The sequence below is a fragment of the Streptomyces sp. SD31 genome, assembly GCF_052068475.1.
Classification (GTDB): Bacteria; Actinomycetota; Actinomycetes; order Streptomycetales; family Streptomycetaceae; genus Streptomyces.
The window spans coordinates 231,339-248,461 of record NZ_JBQHCX010000009.1 but is presented as its reverse complement, the minus strand read 5'-3'; the positions used below and the strand labels follow the sequence as shown (position 1 = coordinate 248,461).

Sequence of the window (17,123 nt, the reverse complement as noted above, 5' to 3'; positions counted from 1 at the left end):
GTGTTCGACCAACTCTACGAAGGAGTAAGGGAATGCGTATCCGCAACAGAATGGCCAGACTGGCCGCCTGCGCGGCCGCGGCGACGGGACTCACGGTGGCGGCGGCCGGTTCCGCCTCGGCGGTGACGACCACCGTCCAGGTCTGGGGCGTCTCGGGGACCTACCTGGGCAGCGGCTACTTCCACGGCGGCGGCTCGGGCGCGATCGAGGTGTACGACGCCTTCTGCGACGGCGACAACGGCATCATCGCCGCCGCCTACGTGTGGCGGAACAGCTCCTGGACGACCAGCGGACTGGCGAGCGTCCGGGGCTGCGGTTCGACCAACTACAACGGCCTCGCCGACAACAGCCCCCGTCCGGCATACGGCGAGCAGGTGAAGTTCACCGTGTGCAAGCTGACGCCCGACGGCGTCTGGAAGGACTGCATCAACACGTACGTCGAGAACTACTGATCGCCTACCCGGCCCGGTAGCGCACTTCGATCCCGGCGATCACCAGGGCCAGCCCTTCCTCGAAGTGCCGTTCGTAGTCTCCGAAGATCTCCGCGCCCGCCTGAGCCGACAAGGGGAAGTCGGCCATCAGGCGGGCGCGTTGCGCTATGTCGTAGCCCTCGCGGCGCTCGCCGGGGAGCGGCTCGACGCCCTGTTCCTCCGTGACGAAGCCGAGGGTGTAGAAGTACGTCGCCGAGGTGGCGCGGACCGCCTGGGCGAGAGTGAAGCCGGCGGTCGTGAACAGGCGCAGGTTGTCCTCCATCTGTTCGGCGTGCTCGATGCCGGTGAAGCGTGAGCCGCTGAAGACCTTCGCGCCGTCGCGGTAGCCGAGCAGCGCCGCGCGCAGTCCGCGGTTGGACTTGAGCAGCCGTTCCTGCCAGGTGTCGGCGGGGTCGAGGGGCGTCCCGGCGACCATCCGCCGGTACATCTCGGTCGCCATCTTGCCTTGACGTCCAGCTCCTTGGCGATGGCGCGCAGGGTCAGGCCGTCCAGACCGACCTCGTTCAGCAGCTTGAGGGCGGTGTCCGCGACGCGTGTGCGGTCGAGGGGTGCTCGGCGTTCGGTGTTCACGCTTGACAGCTTAACGACGTTAAGGCCACCCTTGCGCTCTGCCGAACTTAACAGCGTTAAGGAGAGTCGATCATGACTGTACGGACCGATGTACTGATCGTGGGCGCAGGGCCGACCGGCCTCACCCTCGGCATCGACCTCGCCCGGCGGGGGGTGGACGCGCTGGTCGTGGAGCGGGACGAGCGGCTGTTCCCCGGCTCGCGCGGCAAGGGGATCCAGCCGCGCACGATGGAGGTCTTCGACGACCTGGGCGTGCTCGACGCGATCCGCGCGGCGGGCCGCGGCTATCCGGTCGGGATGATCTGGCAGGACGGGGAGCGGGTCGGCGAGCACCGGATGTTCGACCCGGCGGAGGTGACGGAGGACTCGCCGTACGCCGAGCCGTGGATGGTGCCGCAGTGGCGGACGCAGCAGATCCTGTTGGGCCGGCTGGAGGAGTTGGGCGGGAAGGTCGCCTTCGGCCGGGAGGTCGTGGGGCTCACGCAGGACGAGGACGGCGTAACGGTCCGCTGCCCGGCCGGCGAGAGCGTCCGCGCGCTACGTCGTCGCCGCGGACGGTGGCCGTTCGGCCGTACGGCGGGCTGTGGGCATCGGCATGACCGGGGAGACGGTCGATCCGAGCCCGATGCTGGTGGCGGACGTCAGGATCGCGGGACTGGACCGGAACAACTGGCACATCTTCCCGCCCGCCGACGATACGGGCGGCTTCCTCGCCGTGTGCCCGCTGGCCGGCACGGAGGACTTCCAGGTCGTCGCCCAGTTCCCCGAGGGCGCCTCGGTGGACCTCTCCCTCGACGGCATCCGCAAGATCGTCGCCGCCCGGTCCCACCTCGCCCCCGAGGACGTGACCGAGGTGCGCTGGGCGTCGGACTTCCGGCCACGGGCGGCGCTGGCGGACCGGTTCCGGGACGGGCGGGTCTTCCTGGCGGGGGACGCCGCGCACGTCCACTCACCGGCGGGCGGGCAGGGGCTCAACACCAGCGTGCAGGACGCGTACAACCTGGGGTGGAAGCTGGGGGCGGTGCTGCGGGACGGGGCGGGCGCCGGGCTGTTGGACACGTACGAGGAGGAGCGGCGGGCCATCGCGGCGGACATGCTGGGGTTGTCGACGAGCGTGCATCGCGGGGAGGTGCGGCGCGGGGAGGCTACGCGTCAACTGGGGCTGGCGTACCGGGAGTCGAGCCTGACGGAGGAGACGCGGGGGGCGCCGGGGGCGGTGCGGGGCGGGGATCGGGCGCCGGATGGGGTGCTGGGTGGCGTGCGGCTGTTTGATGCGTTTCGGGGGCCGCACTGGACGTTGGTCGCGGTGGGGGTGGAGGTGGCGGGGGCGGTGCGGGTGGTTCGAGGGGACGTGCAGGAGTCGTACGGCAGCGGGGTGTTTCTCGTACGACCGGACGGCTACGTGGGGTGGGCCGGGGACCAGCCGGCCGGGCTGGTGAGCTACCTGAGCCGGTTCGGGATCCGCTAGTCGTCGCCGTCGAGAAGGGTGTCGACGGCGAGTTCGAGGGTGACGCCGACGGTCTCGGGGACGGGAACGATCTGGCCTCGCTTGTAGTGGACAGGGTCGGGATATTTGCCGTCGGCCGGGTTCTGGTAGAGGAGGACCTCGCCGTGTTTCCGGTCGGCGATGAGGTAGACGGGGAGGCCGGCCTGGGCGTAGCACTCAACCTTGGGACCGAGATCGTCGGACCAGTTCGACGACGTCACTTCCACGACCATGCGGAAGACGTTCGGTGCGTAGTAGTTCTTCGTGACATGGGCGTCGCGGAAGTCCTGGTCGACGACAGAGAAGTCGGGGATCGCGAAGTCCTCGGGCAACGTGGGCAGCCAGAGCCCGACGCCCTGGACGTACTCATACCCCGCCTCAACCAGCCCCGCCCGATCGAAAGCCCTGCCCAGCTTCGTCAGCGACAGAGCGTGCGAACCATCCGGCGGCGGTGTCACAGTGAGCCTCCCCTGGAGGATCTCCACGCGGTGGCCAGGCAGTGCGCGGGCGAGCTGGTCGGCAGCCTCGCCCAGGGTCAGCTCCTGCTGCAGTACGGCCATGGCGTCCTCCTCATTCGGGGCCCACTCTTCATGAGCGTAACCGGGGGCGCGCGGTTTCCGCCCCCGATCACCCGTACGAAGTAATCGCCCAGCTCAGAACGCATCCGACGGCACGTAAGTCCCCCAAACCCCCCGCAACGCGTTGCACACCTCACCCACAGTCGCCCGAGCCTTCAGCGCGTCCTTCATCGGGTACAGCACGTTGTCCTCCCCTTCGGCCGCCTTCCGCAACGCCTCCAGCGCCGAATCCACCGCCCCCTGGTCCCGCTCCGCCCGCAGCTTCGCGAGCCGCTCGGCCTGCTGGGCCTCGATGGCCGGGTCGACGCGCAGCGGCTCGTAAGGCTCCTCCTCGTGCAGCTGGAAGCGGTTGACGCCGACGACCACCCGCTCGCCCGAGTCCGTCTCCTGGGCGATCCGGTACGCGCTGCGCTCGATCTCGTTCTTCTGGAAGCCGTGCTCGATGGCCGCCACCGCGCCGCCGAGGTCCTCGACCCGCTGCATCAGCACGACCGCCGCCGCCTCCACGTCGTCGGTCATCTTCTCGATGACGTACGAGCCCGCGAAGGGGTCGACCGTCGCCGTCACGTCCGTCTCGTACGCCAGCACCTGCTGCGTACGCAACGCCAGCCGCGCGCTCTTGTCCGTCGGCAGCGCGATCGCCTCGTCGAAGGAGTTCGTGTGCAGGGACTGCGTGCCTCCCAGCACCGCCGCGAGGCCCTGCACCGCGACCCGGACCAGGTTCACCTCCGGCTGCTGGGCCGTCAGCTGCACGCCGGCGGTCTGCGTGTGGAAGCGCAGCATCAGCGACTTCGGGTTCTTCGCTCCGAACTCCTCCCGCATCACGCGGGCCCAGATCCTGCGCGCGGCACGGAACTTGGCGACCTCCTCCAGGATCGTCGTACGGGCCACGAAGAAGAACGAGAGGCGGGGCGCGAAGTCGTCGACGTCCATGCCCGCCGCCACCGCCGTGCGGACGTACTCGATGCCGTCCGCCAGCGTGAACGCGATCTCCTGCGCGGGCGACGCGCCCGCCTCGGCCATGTGGTAGCCGGAGATCGAGATCGTGTTCCACTTCGGGATCTCGGCCTTGCAGTACTTGAAGATGTCGGCGATCAGCCGCAGCGAGGGCTTGGGCGGGAAGATGTACGTCCCGCGTGCGATGTACTCCTTCAGCACGTCGTTCTGGATCGTGCCGGTGAGCCGGTCGGCCGGGACCCCCTGCTCCTCCGCCACCAGTTGGTACAGGAGCAGCAGCAGCGCGGCCGGCGCGTTGATCGTCATCGACGTCGACACCTGGTCCAGCGGGATCCCGCCGAACAGGACCCGCATGTCGTCGATCGAGTCGATCGCCACGCCCACCTTGCCGACCTCACCGTGCGCGATCGGCGCGTCGGAGTCGTGGCCCATCTGAGTCGGCAGATCGAAGGCGACCGACAGACCCATCGTGCCGTGCGCGATCAGGTCGCGGTAGCGGGCGTTGGACTCCGTCGCCGTACCGAAGCCCGCGTACTGGCGCATCGTCCACGGACGGCCCGTGTACATCGACGGGTACACGCCCCGTGTGAAGGGGTATTCGCCGGGCTCGCCCAGCTTCTCGGCCGGGTCCCAGTCGTTGAGCGCGTCCGGCCCGTAGACCGGCTCGATGGGCAGTCCGGACTCCGACTCACGCGCCATGGTGTGTGCCTCCGCGTCGTGCTGCTTGTTACCCGCCAGTACGGGCGGCCTCGCCACGGACTGTAGCGGCGGGCGTCCACCTTGTCTCCCACCATGCCCCCTGGTTCGCGACCGGTCACGCCCGGGGAAACATCTCTGGGGAACATCTGGTGAGGACATCAGGGCGGCCGGGGCCGGCCGCGATGAGACGACGGGGGTCGGGATGCGTACCAGAGGCATGGGGACGACACGCGTCAGGGGCACGGGGAGCGTCCGCGGCAAGGGCAGGCGGGCGTCGACGGCCGTGCTCGCCTCGGGTGCCGTGCTCACGGTGCTGTGCGGGTGCACCGTGCGGGCCTCCGGCGAGGAGCACCGCTCGCCGGTGCGCGTCGAGGTCCCGAGCGGCACGCCGTCCCCGAAGTCCGCCCCGCCCGACGACAAGCCGAGCGCCGACCCCGCGCCGCCGGCGCCCACCGTGCTGTGGTCACGGGGTGACGAGGGCCGTGACGTACGCGAGCTCCAGGCCCGGCTGCGGCAGATCGCCTGGCTCTTCGACGGGCCGACCGGGACCTACGACGATCTGACCGAGCAGGCGGTCAGGGGCTTCCAGGGCAAGCGCGGGCTGCCGAAGACGGGGAAGACCGACGAGGTCACCTGGCAGCGGCTGCTGAAGATGACGCGCGAGCCCGGCAAGTGGGACCTGTACCTGATGGGCGGGCAGCCCGCCGACGCGCCGGACGCGAGGTGCATGACCGGCCGGGTGCTGTGCATCAGCAAGTCGAGCCGGACGCTGCGCTGGATGATCGACGGCCGGACGGTGCTGACGGTGCCGGTGCGGTTCGGGTCGCAGTACACACCGACGCGGGAAGGTGTGTTCAGCGTCTACTGGAAGTCCCGGCACCATGTGTCGACGCTCTATGACTCGCCAATGCCGTACGCGATGTTCTTCAGCGGCGGCCAGGCGGTGCACTACTCGTCCGACTTCGCGGCCACGGGTTACTCCGGCGCCTCGCACGGCTGCGTCAACGTACGGGACGAGCGGGCCATCGCGGAGATGTTCGACCAGGTGAGGAACGGCGACAAGGTCGTCGTCCACTGGTGAGGCGCGGGGCGCGGATGAAGTGGGGCGCGGGCGGGACCGGGGGAACGTGTCCCGCCCGCGCCGATGCACGAGCCGCAGGTACGGGGGGAACCCCGGCTCTGTGCGAGGGCCGATGACCAGTCGGCTCACTCAGTTCAGCGCCACGGCGGCCGAAAGTGTCACCCTCGGCGCGAAGAATTTTCCGCGAACCACAAAACCGCAGGTCAGAGGCTTGTGACAGGAGTGACTGCGACGGACTCCGGCGTGGGCACGCCGGCCGCGCGGTCCGCGTCAGCGCTTCTGCCCTTGCCCCGATCCCGATCCCGGTCCTGCTCCTGGTCTCGGTCTCGGTCTCGGGGGTCGTCGTCGCCCTTGCCCTCGTCCTTGCCTGTGCCTTTGTCCTTGTTCTCTTCCTGGCCGGCGTCGCCCTTGCCCTCGTCCCGCAGCGACCCGGTGCTCTCGCCGACGCCGGTCAGGACGCCCTGGCAGTACTTCCGCACGGTGACGGAACCGCCGGCCGCGCTCTCCAGGGCGCGGCGACGGTCGCCGGACAGCTGCTTGCCGTCGCGCACGTCGCGGCAGGAGGAGGTGACGTTGCGCCACCAGCCGCCGGAGTGTCCGTCGCGGTCCGGGGCGCCGGTTTCACGGCCCGGGGCCGGGCTGTCGGGTGCCGTGTCCTGGGTGTTCCCGGAGCCGGTGGAGCCCTTCGAGCCGCCGTCGGGCGTGGGCTCGCCCTGAGCGCCGTTCTCCGGCGAGGGCGAGACGAGCGTGCGCTCCGGCAGCGACGGCGAGACCGAGGCGGCCGGGCGGCCCGGCTCGTCGCGGTCGAACGGCGTCGGCAGGACTCCGGTTCCGGCCGCGACGGCGACCCCGCCGACCATGCCGACGGCCAGCGCGGCGGCGAGACCGAGCCGTACGGGACGGGCCCAGCGGGGGCGACGGGCGGCACGGGCGGCGGGGGTGCCGATGCGGACGAGGCCCGCGTCGGAACCGTCGGAGGCGTGCGGACCGGAGCCGTGGCCGAGGGTCCCGGGAGCGTCGGCCCGGTCGGCGCGCGCCGCGCGGAACGCCGCCAACGCGGCGGCCTCTCCGGGCAGTTCCGCGCTGCTCAGCGGGGGTTCGGCGGTCAGGGACTCAAGCGTCTTGGCGAGCCGTTCGGCCTGGTCACGGTTGGCGGCGTCGACAGCTTCGAGGGACTCTCCGCGCAGCAAACGTTCCGCCGTTTCGCGGTCCAGCCACCTGTACTGCTCGTCGGCCATCACACATCCTTCTGCGTCCGTGAACGCATATGCGTCACACTCGCAGACGTCACCGCACGGTCGCGGGTTCCTCGCTGGTGAGGCAGGGCGTCGAGCACCCCGGCCGATTCCGGATCGTCGCCGAGCAGCTCGGCGAGCCGCTTCAGACCCCGGTGCGCGGCGGTCCGTACGGCGCCCGGACGCTTGCCGAGCGTCTCCGCGGCCGTCTTGGCGTCGAGCCCCACGACCACGCGCAGGACGACGGCCTCCGCCTGGTCCTGCGGCAGGCGCGCGATGAGGGAGAGGGTGCCGTCGGTGGCCAGGGCCTCGATGGCCTCGCCCGCGGTGTCGGACTCGGCGGCCTTCCCGGTCAGCTCCGTCTCGTCGCCGCCGATCGCGGGGCGGCGGCCGCGCATGCGTATGTGGTCCAGGGCGCGGTTGCGGGCTATTCGGGCGGCCCAGCCGCGGAAACGGTCCGCGTCCCCGCTGAACCGCTCCAGGTCACGCGCTATCTGCAGCCACGCCTCCGACGCGACGTCCTCGGCGTCGGGGTCGCCGACCAGCGTCCGTACGTACCCGAGCAGCCGCGGGTGCACGGAGCGGTACACAGTCCGGAACGCGGTCTCGTCCCCGTCCTGTGCCGCAAGCACCGCGGCCGTCAGCTCCGCGTCGTCCCCCAGCACTAGGTACCTCAATTGATGGTTGCGGTTTCAAGACCGCAGGTCGTTGCGGTGGTCATACACCCTCCGCGTCCGGCGCGAAAGGCACGTTACGGCCTGAAAGAGCCGCTCGTCCATGTCCGTACAACATGCAACTACCCGGGACACCGTGATGTCTTCGTCCGGGTGTGACAGAAAACGCAGTCATGACGCTGTAGAAAGTACGGGCCGCCGCGCGGCCCGTGCCGCGCGACGGCCGGGGCCTCTCCTGTGGGGGGTGGCGGCCCCGGCCGTCTCCGTGGTTCAGGGGTCCGACCTGGGGCGATGCACGACATTCGTGACCCACGTGACCACCGACATCTCCGAGGCCGAGCAGAGTCCTGACCGTCGAGGCCGTCCAGGCGTAGGACCACGTCATCACCATGGGCTGCGGCCGAAAGGATCGCCGACGGCCCCGCCCGGCACCAGCCCGTCGACGGGACAGGGCGCCCTCCGGTGAAGCGGGCGCGAGGGCACATCCAGGGCACATGAGCCTGCGAAACGACGCCCTCGTCATGTATCCGAAACCGTGGCCGGAGCCGTGGCCGAAGCCGTGGCCCCGCGGGCCTTGGACCTCTCCAGTCGGCGGACCACGACGCCCGGCAGCAGCGACGCGGCGGCGAACAGGGCCGCCAGGCCCAGCCAGCCCGCGGGGCCCTGGGCAAGGACCACGCCGGCGATCAGGAGGGGGCCCGCCATGTCCTGTACCGCGAAACCGAGGCTGAACACGGAGAGGTAGACGTTCCTGCGGTCATCGGGGGCGTAGGTATAGGAAAGTTCCCAGGCCCCGGCCGCCTGCCACAGCTCACCCGCGGTCAGCAGCACGCAGGCAGCCAGCGCGGCGACGACGGTCAGCGACACGGCCGTGTCCCCGGGAGCGGCCAGCACGACGGCGCAGCCGGCGAGGGCCAGCCCGGCTCTGCGTAGCGCCCGGACTCCGGCACGCGGGTCGGTCACCCCCTTGGCGAAGGGCACCTGGAGCACCACGGCGAGCACCGTGTTGACGAAGACGAGTGCCGGGACGAGGGCCTCGGGAGCCCCGTCGCGTCCGGTGACCCACAAGGGCAGCCCCACAGCCAGCAGGGTCATGTGGAGCGTGAGGACGGAGTTGAGCCCGGCCAGCGCCAGGTAGCGCCAGTCACCGACGGCCCGGAACGCGGTGAACGGGTTGCGGAACGTGGCGGCCCCCGCCGGTGCGGGCGTGCGCAGGCGGACCATCAGCAGGGCGGCGACCACGAAGGCCACCGCGTTGCCGATCAGGACACCGCGGTTGACCCATAGGTCGTCGACCAGGAGCAGCGGGGTGGCCGCGAGCGCGCCGAGGGAGAAGCCGACGTTCCGTACGGTGCGTACGACGGCCATCATCCGGGTCCGGTCACCCTCGCCGGCGATGCCCCCGACCAGCGCCTGGGTGAGGGGCCCGGTGGCGTTCTGGGCGGCGGCCTGGCAGGACGCGGCGACGGTAAAGGCGACGGGCCCCTGGACGAACGCGAGCGCGGCAAAGCAGATCGCCCGCCAGAGCAGGGCACCGACGAGAACGGTCCGCGCTCCGGCCCGGTCGGCGAGTGCCCCGAGCGGGATGGTGGCGACCAGGCCGACGAACGCGGCGATGCCGAGGCCGACGCCGAGCTGCACGTGGGTGAGTCCGGCCGCGGTGGTGAAGAAGACCGTGGCGCCGGCGAGGAACAGACCGGTGCCGAAGGAACTCATCAGCGTGGAGAGCGCGAAGAGCCGCCCGGCCGGATTGCCGGGCAGATAGTCACGGAGGGACGGGCGGGGGATGCGGACGCTCCATCGGCCCGTGCGGGTAGGGGGGTCAGTCATGGGTCGCCGCCGGGGCACCGGCTGTGACGGTGATGAGCGAGGCGGCGGCGCGTGCCGTCCGGGCGGCCTCCGTCGGCCCGGTACCGGTGGCGATGACGTATCCGGCACGCTGCCAGGAACTGGTGGTCGCCACGACGGCGCTCCCCGGGACGGCGGACACCGACACTTCCTCGACGCCGTCCAGTTGCTCGGCCTTGTCCGTGCCGGTGACGGAGTGGACCACCGTGTCCGATCCCTGCGCGGCAGGCGTCGGCAGGAAGGTGATGGCGGCGCCGCGCCGGGCGGTGCGAGCCGGGACCGGGCCCTCACCCGCCATGAGAGCGAGAAGGTCGGCGAGGATGCCGTCACCGCCGTAGGCGAGGTCGATGAGGGAGTGGATACGGTCTCCGGGGAGGCGGCCGGCGCACTCGATCAGGTGAGGACGGCCGCGTGTCAGCACCCACTCGGCGTGCAGGATGCCGGTGGCGAAGCCGAGGGCGTCGACCAGGCCGGCCATTGCGGTGCGCAGGGTGTCTTCCGCCTCACCGGGGGGCGCGGGCACGGTGTGGCCGAGTTCGACCGGGTGGCGGCCGGGCAGGACATCCTTGGCGGTGATGTTGAGGAAGCCGATGGTGCCCTGATGGACGAGCGCCTCCACGCTGACCTCGGGCCCGTGCAGCCGCTCCTCGACCAAGTACCGGGCCGCGTCCGGGTAGTTCACACGCAGGCGGGGCTCGTCCGCTGTGACGGTGTGGTGCCAAGCAGCCTCTGCGTCGTCGTCGGGTCCGAGCAGCACCACGCCGAGGCTCGCCTGGCGGTTGGCCGGCTTGAGGACGCATTCGCCACCATGCCGTGCGCGCAGTGCCTGTACGTCCGCGGGGCCGGTGGCCTCGGCGAACGCGGGCTGGGCCAGAGCGTGGGCGGCGGCAGTGCGCCGCAGTTCCCGCTTGTCACGCAGGATCCGTGCCGCTCGGACGCCCCCGCCGGGCAGGCCCCAGGCATCCGCCAGGACGGCGGCGGCGACCACTCCGTACTCGACCGCGGGGAGCACGGCGCGCACCCGTGGCGGGCGGACCACGGTGCGCGCGAGGTCCCCGGCGTTGAGCTCGTCCTGGGTGGGAGCGGCGCGCACCTCGGCGACGCAGCGGTACTGGGACGCCGCCGTGCGGATGTTCCGCGCGTCGATGACGTGGGGCTCCTCCAGGATCAGGACGCTCGCCTCGGGCAGCAGACGGTCGAGTTCGGCCATGATGAAGGCGCCGTAGCCGACCAGGACATGCGTGACTCGTTCGGCGGGGTTGCCGGTGACGGTCGTCATCTGACGTCTCCTATCGGGGTCTGCACCGGAGCGGGTGCGGATGGGTTCGCGGACGTCCCGGCCTGTGCACGTGAGGACGGGAGTTCGGCCTCATTCGACTACCTGGCGCTGTGCGACTGCCCCGACTCATCGGTCCGCCGTCTTCCTGTTCTTCCACACCTCTCGCATGACAATCGTGAAGAATTCGAAGTACGTACGCTGCACATGCAACCCGAATTCCCGCGTGTCGGCGTGCCGTTCACGGAGCCGGTTGATCGGGACATTCATCGCGGCGTGATGCTCGATGTGCAGGTTGTTTCCGTTGGTGAACCACGTCGTCAACCAACTGCCCGTTATCGACCGGGTATTGCGCAACACATCGACGCTGGAGGTGTCGCACAGGACGTGCTCGGGCAGTTCCACCAGGAAGTGCATCGGCATGGCCACGATGAAGGGAAGAAGCCACAGGCGCACGACGAGCGACCCTTCGCCCATGACGCAGGCAGTGGCGAGCAGCGCGATGAAGATGCCGAACCACCGGTACTCGCCAATGATCGCCTTACGGCTCTTCGGTGCGATCTGCCCCATGTCGTACTGCCAGCGGCCTGGCACGCACTGGGCGATGTCACGCGCCACAGCCACGAGGCGCGACACGTCGAACAGCCCCTTGGCCAGGGCGCCCAGCGTCAGCGGCTTGCGGGTGTCGAAGCCGAAGAACTCCGTGTCCTGCGGTGTGCCCAGATAGCGGTGGTGCTGCAGATGACGCACTCGGTAGTGGCTGTACGACACCAGCATCGGCGTGCCCAGCGGCACACCGACAATACGGTGCATTCGCGAGCTGCGAAACGCTGAATGGTGCAGGCACTGGTGCTGCAGTTCCACCGCGTGGGTATACGCCGCGGCCAGTATCACTACACCGACCGCGGCGACGACGTACGAAGACTGGACGGAAAGCAAAACCCCGGTCGCAACCAATATGACAAGGACGCATATTTTCCCTGTAAATACCGCCTCATCCTTGCCACGAACAGCGGCCCGCTGAAACAGCAATTGCGGAGAAAGCGTGTTTTGAGACATCAGAATCCATACCCCCTGTTAATTCAGTGATCCTGCTTGCGTTGGTTTGGTCAGGGCCGCAGTACGCAGGCCTCTCGGGGCGCCGACCGCCGCAGCCCCTTGCTCAGCAGAGCGGTGAACATGAGCGACAGCATGGCCATCGCGTTCATCGCCCAGCCCACCGACCGTGCGCCGGCCAGCAGTTGGGCGATGCCGCCGGCCAGCGCCGCGCCCAGTGCCTGACCCACCATCAGGCCGGTGCTGGACAGGCCGAACGCCTGGCCGCGCACGTCTTCGCGGGTCTCGCCCACCAGCCGCTCCTGCAAGGGCAGCAACGCCGCGTTGCCGAAGGCGGACAAACCGACCAGTGCCGCCGCGACCGGCACCGGCGGCGACAGCGGGAACACCAGGAACGGCACGGCCAGCAGCGCGCTCAGCGGCACGATCAGCCGGTCGCGCGGGGCCTCCGGTGTGAAGCGTCCGACCAGGATGTCGCCGGCGAGCATGCCGGCCGCGCCGGCTGCGAGCAGGTATCCGGCGTGGTCCCTGGCGTACGGGATGAACAGCGCCTCGCATCCCACGATCAGGCCGCCCGGCACCCACATCATCAGGTAGAGCGGCCGGATGACGGGCGACGTGAGCAGTTCGCGGTTGATGCGGCGGCTGCGCTCGACGACCTTCCCCTGGGCACGGGGCGGGCGGTTCGGCAGCCCGAGCCTCGCCGTGACGCCGGCGGTGACGCCGCCCAGCGCCGCGATACCGAACAGCCACGACGGGGACACCACGAGAAGCAGCACGGCGCCCACGCCGTTGCCGATGATCTGCGTGCCCCCGACCGTGACGTTCATCGTGGCCCGCGCCAGTACGAAGGACTCCTTCGGCACGATGTCCGACAACAGCGCGATGACGGCGCCCGACGTGGCCGCCATCGCCGCGTAACCGCCCGCGAGAATCAGGAACCGCATCCACCAGTTCAGGCCGGGCAGCGCCTGTAACGCGGCTGTCGTCGTCGAGACGCCCGCCATGAGGACCACCGCGGTGCGTGGACGCAGCAGATCCGAGGAGGCCAACAGGTAGCGTCCGGCGACGAGTTGCACGAGCGGCCCACCGAAGAGCGAGATCGCCGTGAGGAACGGCGACCTCGTCTCGTGGTACATCACGGTGCCGAGCGCCAGGCTGGAGAACACGACACCGGTCATCGCGAACAGACGAGCCACGAACAGGGCCCGGAACTCACGGATCCCGAAGATCTCGCGGTAGGTCATGAGGTGACGTGCAACTGCTTGATGCGCGCCCGCCACTCCTCGACCTGCTGCGACACACACTCCGGTGACGTCCCGCCGAGGCTGCGGCGCGAGTTCACCGAGTCCTCCACCCCGAGAACCGCGAACACGTCCGCGTTGATTCGAGCGTCGACCTTCTGCATGTCCTCGAGCGACAACTCGTCCAGGCTGCAGTCGTGTTCGTCCGCCAGCCGCACGAGCCGGCCGGTGATGTGATGGGCCTCCCGGAACGGCATGCCCAGCTCACGCGTCAGCCAGTCGGCCAGGTCGGTCGCCGTCGCGTGGGCGGCGCCGGCCGCGGCCCGCATCTCCTTCACGCGTGCCTTCATGTCGCCGACCATGCCGATCATGGCCTTCAGACAGAGCTCGAAGGTGTCCGCGCCGTCGAACGTCCGCTCCTTGTCCTCCTGCATGTCCTTGGAGAACGTCAGCGGCAGCGCCTTCATGACCGTCAGAAGCCCGAACAGCGAGCCGTGCACACGGCCGACCTTGCCCCGGACCAGTTCGGCGGCGTCCGGGTTCCGCTTCTGCGGCATGATGGAGGAGCCGGTCGTCCAGGCGTCGGAGAGCTCCACGAAGCTGAACTGCGGCGACATCCACAGCACGATCTCGTCGGCCAGGCGCGACAGATGCGTCATGCACATGGAGGCGGCGGAGAGGTACTCCAGCGCGAAGTCACGGTCCGAGACAGCGTCCAGGGAGTTGCGCATCGGCCGTGCGTAGCCCAGGAGTTCGGCGGTGCGGTCGCGGTCGATGGGGAACGAGGTACCGGCAAGCGCGGCCGCCCCGAGCGGGGACTCGTTCATGCGCTCGCGCGAGTCCCGCAGCCGACCGTGGTCGCGCCCGAACATCTCGACGTACGCCATCAGGTGGTGGCCGAACGACACCGGCTGCGCGCTCTGCAGATGCGTGTAGCCGGGCATGATGGTCGCCGTGTTCTGCGCGGCCTGCTCGACCAGGACCTCGATGAGGTGCTGAACCAGAAGCAGCGCACGGTCGTTCGCGTCACGCACCCAGAGACGGAAGCTGGTGGCGACCTGGTCATTGCGGCTGCGGGCCGTGTGCAGTCGCCCGGCCGCGGGGCCGATCAGCTCCCGAAGCCGGGACTCGATGTTCATGTGAATGTCTTCGAGTTCCACCGAGAACGTGAAGTTCCCGGAGGTGATTTCGCCCCGGATCACCTCCAGGCCGTCCTTGATCGCCGTGGCGTCCGCCTGGGAGATGATGTCCCGCTCGCAGAGCATCGTGACGTGGGCGACCGAGCCGTCGATGTCCTGCATGGCCATCCGCTGGTCGAACCCGATGGAGGCGTTGATCTGCTCCATCACCTCGGACATGCCCTCACCGAAACGACCCCGGATCAACCCGCTGCTCTTGCTCGCCTCGTCGTGCACTTTCTGCGCCGCCTTTCCGAAAAGAAGAGAGAAAAAAAGAAGAGAGAAAACAGTGCCGGCAAAACCTGCGGCACACTACCTGACGTCGATCTGGACCCCCGCGACGACCTCCCGGCATATTTCGATCGCCTGTGCAGCGGTCGACGCTGTGGTCAGCACATAGCCGACCCGCGTGTGGGAGTCCTGAATCCGGGGGATCCGGTCCCCGACCTTCAGTGGAAGGTGGAACTTGAGAACACCGGGCAGCCCTTGCCACCGCTGTACCCCGCTGATGCCGGCGACCCTCCCCGGCGGCGGCGCGAAGAAGCGGATCGCAGCGGCTCCGGCAACCGTGGGTGCCGGTTCCCGGGGCCTGATCCGGTCCAGGGACCACTGGACCAGAAGATCGATCAGATCGTGTCCGGTCGCCTGCCTGACCAGTGTCGGAATCGAGTCTCCGCCCACTCGGGTGTGCGTCTCGATGACCTCCGGCCCCGAAGGCGTCATGCGCACCTCCGTATGGGTGCAACCATCGGTGATTCCCATGACGTCGAGGAAATCGGAGACGTATGTCCCGATGGCCGCCGAGACATCCGGTTCGACCGGCGCCGGTACGACGTGGCCGACCTCCACGAAGGGGTTCTCCGGGTCGTCGTCCTGGGTGAACTTGCCCGTGATCGCCAGCACGTGGTGATCGCCGGCGCAACTGAATGCCTCGACCGAGAATTCCGCACCTTGGAGGAACGGCTCGGCGATGTACTCGTCGGCGATCGCAGGCGGCATGACCACGTCATCGGCCTGGCGGAAGCACGACACATGCTCGCTTCCCAGACCATGCCGTGGCTTCACGATCACCGGGTAGCCGTGCTCGGCCGCGAAATCCCGGATGTCGTCGACCTCCCGCACGACCGCGGACGGCGTGGCGGAGAACGCCTTTTCGCGCAACCAGGCACGCATGGCGAACTTGTCCCGCGTGCGGCCGACCACTTCCGGTGAAAGGCCCCGAATCCCGAGTGCCGCCGTGATTCGTGCCGCGGGCAGCAGTCCCTTCTCCGTGAGCGACAGCACCGCGGTGAACGGAGTCTCACGGTGGATTTCCCGCAACAGCGGTATCAGCGAGGGATCGTCGTACTCGGTCAGAACAGTGCGCCGTGCGATCGAGACCAGCTCGGCGTCGTAGCCCGCCGGTGTGTCCACCAGCGTGATGTCCGCACCGAGCAGACGTACACGGTCGCACAGCCCGGGGCCGCCGCCCACGATGACGACCTGCTTTCGATGTGCCATGTTCAATGCCCTTCACCCCCTCGCCGATACCGATGTCCGCGTGCCCGGACGGAACTCACGTCGAGCGGATGTAATCGCCCAGGTCGTCCAGCGACTTGCTGCGCAACATGGAGAATCCGGTACGCCGGTTCACCGAGAAGGGCTCCGCACCCGGAACGACTCCGTCCGCATCGTCGTGGGCCTGCACCACTTCGACGGTCGCGGGCCGAGGCACCTCGGAGCGCTCGTCGTAGTGGAAGCGGATCCCGTGCCATGTGTCCTGCGGTTCACGTTCGCCCGGCTGCCAGCTCAGGCCGGCTCGTGCGTACAGGTACGCCTCCTCGAGCGGCAGCCCCTGCTGGAGCTCGACCAGCTCCGGAACATGGTCCCCCGCCGGTCGGGCGGCGGCCTCGATGATGCTGATGCGCTCGGAAGTCATCTTGAACTCCACATGCATCACGCCCTGAGCCATGGCCCAGCTCGAGGCGATGCGCTCGGTCACCTCGAGCAGTTCACGCCGATGCTCCTGCGGCATGTCGACGCCCGAGATGTGGCCGATCTCGTAGCACGCCGGAAGCGGTGACACGAACTTCTGCGTCACCGAGTGCGCTACGACCTTCCCGTCCCGCACGACGCACTCAAGGCTGAACTCGGGCCCGTCCACGAACTCCTCGACGAGCGCGTCCGCGCTGAACGCGTAGTTGGTCAGTCGTGACTTCTTGAAACTCGACATCTTCGCCAGCGTTTCCTCGACCTCGTCCTGCGAGTCGCACTTGCGCACGAAGAGGCTCATGGCCATGTCGACGGGCTTGACGATCACGGGGAAGGCCACTCCCGCCCAGTCGAACGCCCGGCTCTCCTCGACCGAGGAGAATTCGGCGATCGTCCGCGGCTGTGGCACGTCGTACTCCTCGAACATCTGCCGCATGAGCGCCTTGTTCCGGGAGGCGCGAATCCTGGCGATGTCGTTGTGGTACAGGCCCAGTTCCCGCGCCAGCACGTCAGCCGCGATCACCGCGAACTCGTTGCCGGCGACCACCGCGTCGAACCGTCGCGACCCGATCTGCGAGAGCAGTTCCTCGGCGGAGTCCGACAACGCCGGCACTCTGATCCACTCGTGCAACGTCGTGACATGGGCGCCGACAGTCGAGCTCTCGATCGTCACGATGGTCAGCCGCCAGCCCTCGCGGTCGCAGACCGCGGCAACGCGGCCCAGCGACCATTGCGCGACCGGGTGGAGCAACAGAATATGCATGTTCACGTACCTTCAG

Annotated in this window: 13 protein-coding genes and 2 pseudogenes; 3 read left to right on the top strand and 12 right to left on the bottom strand. The window is 69.2% G+C overall.

Features of this window, described 5'->3' with window-relative positions; all coding sequences use genetic code 11:
• Positions 1-32 precede the first annotated feature (32 nt).
• Complete coding sequence (locus ACTMVF_RS21210) at positions 33-452, top strand: hypothetical protein (protein WP_441272644.1); 420 nt, start codon at positions 33-35, stop codon at positions 450-452.
• A gap of 4 nt (positions 453-456) precedes the next feature.
• On the opposite strand, the pseudogene ACTMVF_RS21205 reads toward ACTMVF_RS21210, so the two are convergent.
• A pseudogene (locus ACTMVF_RS21205) lies at positions 457-1,061 on the bottom strand (TetR/AcrR family transcriptional regulator C-terminal domain-containing protein).
• Positions 1,062-1,133: 72 nt separating this feature from the next.
• Between ACTMVF_RS21205 and ACTMVF_RS21200 the strand changes: the two are divergent.
• Positions 1,134-2,529: pseudogene (locus ACTMVF_RS21200) on the top strand (FAD-dependent oxidoreductase).
• Here ACTMVF_RS21200 and ACTMVF_RS21195 read toward each other — a convergent pair.
• Complete coding sequence (locus tag ACTMVF_RS21195; protein WP_441272643.1) at positions 2,526-3,107, bottom strand: Uma2 family endonuclease; 582 nt, start codon at positions 3,105-3,107, stop codon at positions 2,526-2,528. The pseudogene ACTMVF_RS21200 and the gene ACTMVF_RS21195 overlap by 4 nt on opposite strands.
• A gap of 93 nt (positions 3,108-3,200) precedes the next feature.
• Entirely contained in the window at positions 3,201-4,781 is a 1,581-nt protein-coding gene (locus ACTMVF_RS21190; RefSeq protein WP_441272808.1) for an acyl-CoA mutase large subunit family protein, read from the bottom strand.
• Between the two features lie 217 nt (positions 4,782-4,998).
• Between ACTMVF_RS21190 and ACTMVF_RS21185 the strand changes: the two genes are divergently transcribed.
• Entirely contained in the window at positions 4,999-5,862 is an 864-nt protein-coding gene (locus tag ACTMVF_RS21185; protein ID WP_441272642.1) for a L,D-transpeptidase family protein, read from the top strand.
• Between the two features lie 203 nt (positions 5,863-6,065).
• Here the strand turns inward: ACTMVF_RS21185 and ACTMVF_RS21180 are convergent, their stop codons facing one another.
• The 9 genes from ACTMVF_RS21180 to ACTMVF_RS21140 all read right to left on the bottom strand — a co-directional run bounded on the left by ACTMVF_RS21180 (position 6,066) and on the right by ACTMVF_RS21140 (position 17,107).
• Entirely contained in the window at positions 6,066-7,100 is a 1,035-nt protein-coding gene (locus ACTMVF_RS21180; RefSeq protein ID WP_441272641.1) for a hypothetical protein, read from the bottom strand.
• Positions 7,100-7,762 carry an RNA polymerase sigma factor gene (locus tag ACTMVF_RS21175; protein WP_441272640.1) on the bottom strand — a complete coding sequence of 221 codons (663 nt, stop codon included), beginning with the start codon at positions 7,760-7,762 and terminating at the stop codon, positions 7,100-7,102. The genes ACTMVF_RS21180 and ACTMVF_RS21175 overlap by 1 nt, the downstream gene beginning before the upstream one ends.
• Positions 7,763-8,290: 528 nt before the next feature.
• Positions 8,291-9,601 (bottom strand): MFS transporter, encoded by a 1,311-nt coding sequence (locus ACTMVF_RS21170; protein WP_441272639.1) that lies wholly within the window; start codon positions 9,599-9,601, stop codon positions 8,291-8,293.
• Entirely contained in the window at positions 9,594-10,898 is a 1,305-nt protein-coding gene (locus ACTMVF_RS21165) for an ATP-grasp domain-containing protein (RefSeq protein WP_441272638.1), read from the bottom strand. The genes ACTMVF_RS21170 and ACTMVF_RS21165 overlap by 8 nt, the downstream gene beginning before the upstream one ends.
• Before the next feature lie 126 nt (positions 10,899-11,024).
• Positions 11,025-11,954: a fatty acid desaturase family protein gene (locus ACTMVF_RS21160; RefSeq protein ID WP_441272637.1), complete on the bottom strand. Its 930-nt coding sequence runs from the start codon at positions 11,952-11,954 to the stop codon at positions 11,025-11,027.
• 50 nt (positions 11,955-12,004) lie between these two features.
• On the bottom strand, positions 12,005-13,198 hold the full coding sequence (locus ACTMVF_RS21155) for an MFS transporter (protein ID WP_441272636.1): 1,194 nt from the start codon (positions 13,196-13,198) through the stop codon (positions 12,005-12,007).
• Entirely contained in the window at positions 13,195-14,610 is a 1,416-nt protein-coding gene (argH, locus tag ACTMVF_RS21150; protein ID WP_441272635.1) for an argininosuccinate lyase, read from the bottom strand. Before argH ends, ACTMVF_RS21155 begins: the two co-directional genes overlap by 4 nt.
• Before the next feature lie 75 nt (positions 14,611-14,685).
• Positions 14,686-15,846, bottom strand: a complete 1,161-nt coding sequence (locus tag ACTMVF_RS21145; protein ID WP_441272634.1) for an ATP-grasp domain-containing protein — start codon at positions 15,844-15,846, stop codon at positions 14,686-14,688.
• 82 nt (positions 15,847-15,928) lie between these two features.
• The gene (locus ACTMVF_RS21140) at positions 15,929-17,107 is read right to left on the bottom strand and encodes an ATP-grasp domain-containing protein (RefSeq protein WP_441272633.1); all 1,179 of its coding nucleotides are present in this window, start codon (positions 17,105-17,107) and stop codon (positions 15,929-15,931) included.
• Positions 17,108-17,123: the final 16 nt, after the last annotated feature.

Coding starts and splice junctions, on each gene's coding strand:
- ACTMVF_RS21210 (WP_441272644.1), top strand. CDS start 33: ATGCGTATCCGCAACAGAATGGCCAGACTGGCCGCCTGCGCGGCCGCG.
- ACTMVF_RS21195 (WP_441272643.1), bottom strand. CDS start 3,107: ATGGCCGTACTGCAGCAGGAGCTGACCCTGGGCGAGGCTGCCGACCAG.
- ACTMVF_RS21190 (WP_441272808.1), bottom strand. CDS start 4,781: ATGGCGCGTGAGTCGGAGTCCGGACTGCCCATCGAGCCGGTCTACGGG.
- ACTMVF_RS21185 (WP_441272642.1), top strand. CDS start 4,999: ATGGGGACGACACGCGTCAGGGGCACGGGGAGCGTCCGCGGCAAGGGC.
- ACTMVF_RS21180 (WP_441272641.1), bottom strand. CDS start 7,100: ATGGCCGACGAGCAGTACAGGTGGCTGGACCGCGAAACGGCGGAACGT.
- ACTMVF_RS21170 (WP_441272639.1), bottom strand. CDS start 9,601: ATGACTGACCCCCCTACCCGCACGGGCCGATGGAGCGTCCGCATCCCC.
- ACTMVF_RS21165 (WP_441272638.1), bottom strand. CDS start 10,898: ATGACGACCGTCACCGGCAACCCCGCCGAACGAGTCACGCATGTCCTG.
- ACTMVF_RS21160 (WP_441272637.1), bottom strand. CDS start 11,954: ATGTCTCAAAACACGCTTTCTCCGCAATTGCTGTTTCAGCGGGCCGCT.
- ACTMVF_RS21155 (WP_441272636.1), bottom strand. CDS start 13,198: ATGACCTACCGCGAGATCTTCGGGATCCGTGAGTTCCGGGCCCTGTTC.
- ACTMVF_RS21140 (WP_441272633.1), bottom strand. CDS start 17,107: ATGCATATTCTGTTGCTCCACCCGGTCGCGCAATGGTCGCTGGGCCGC.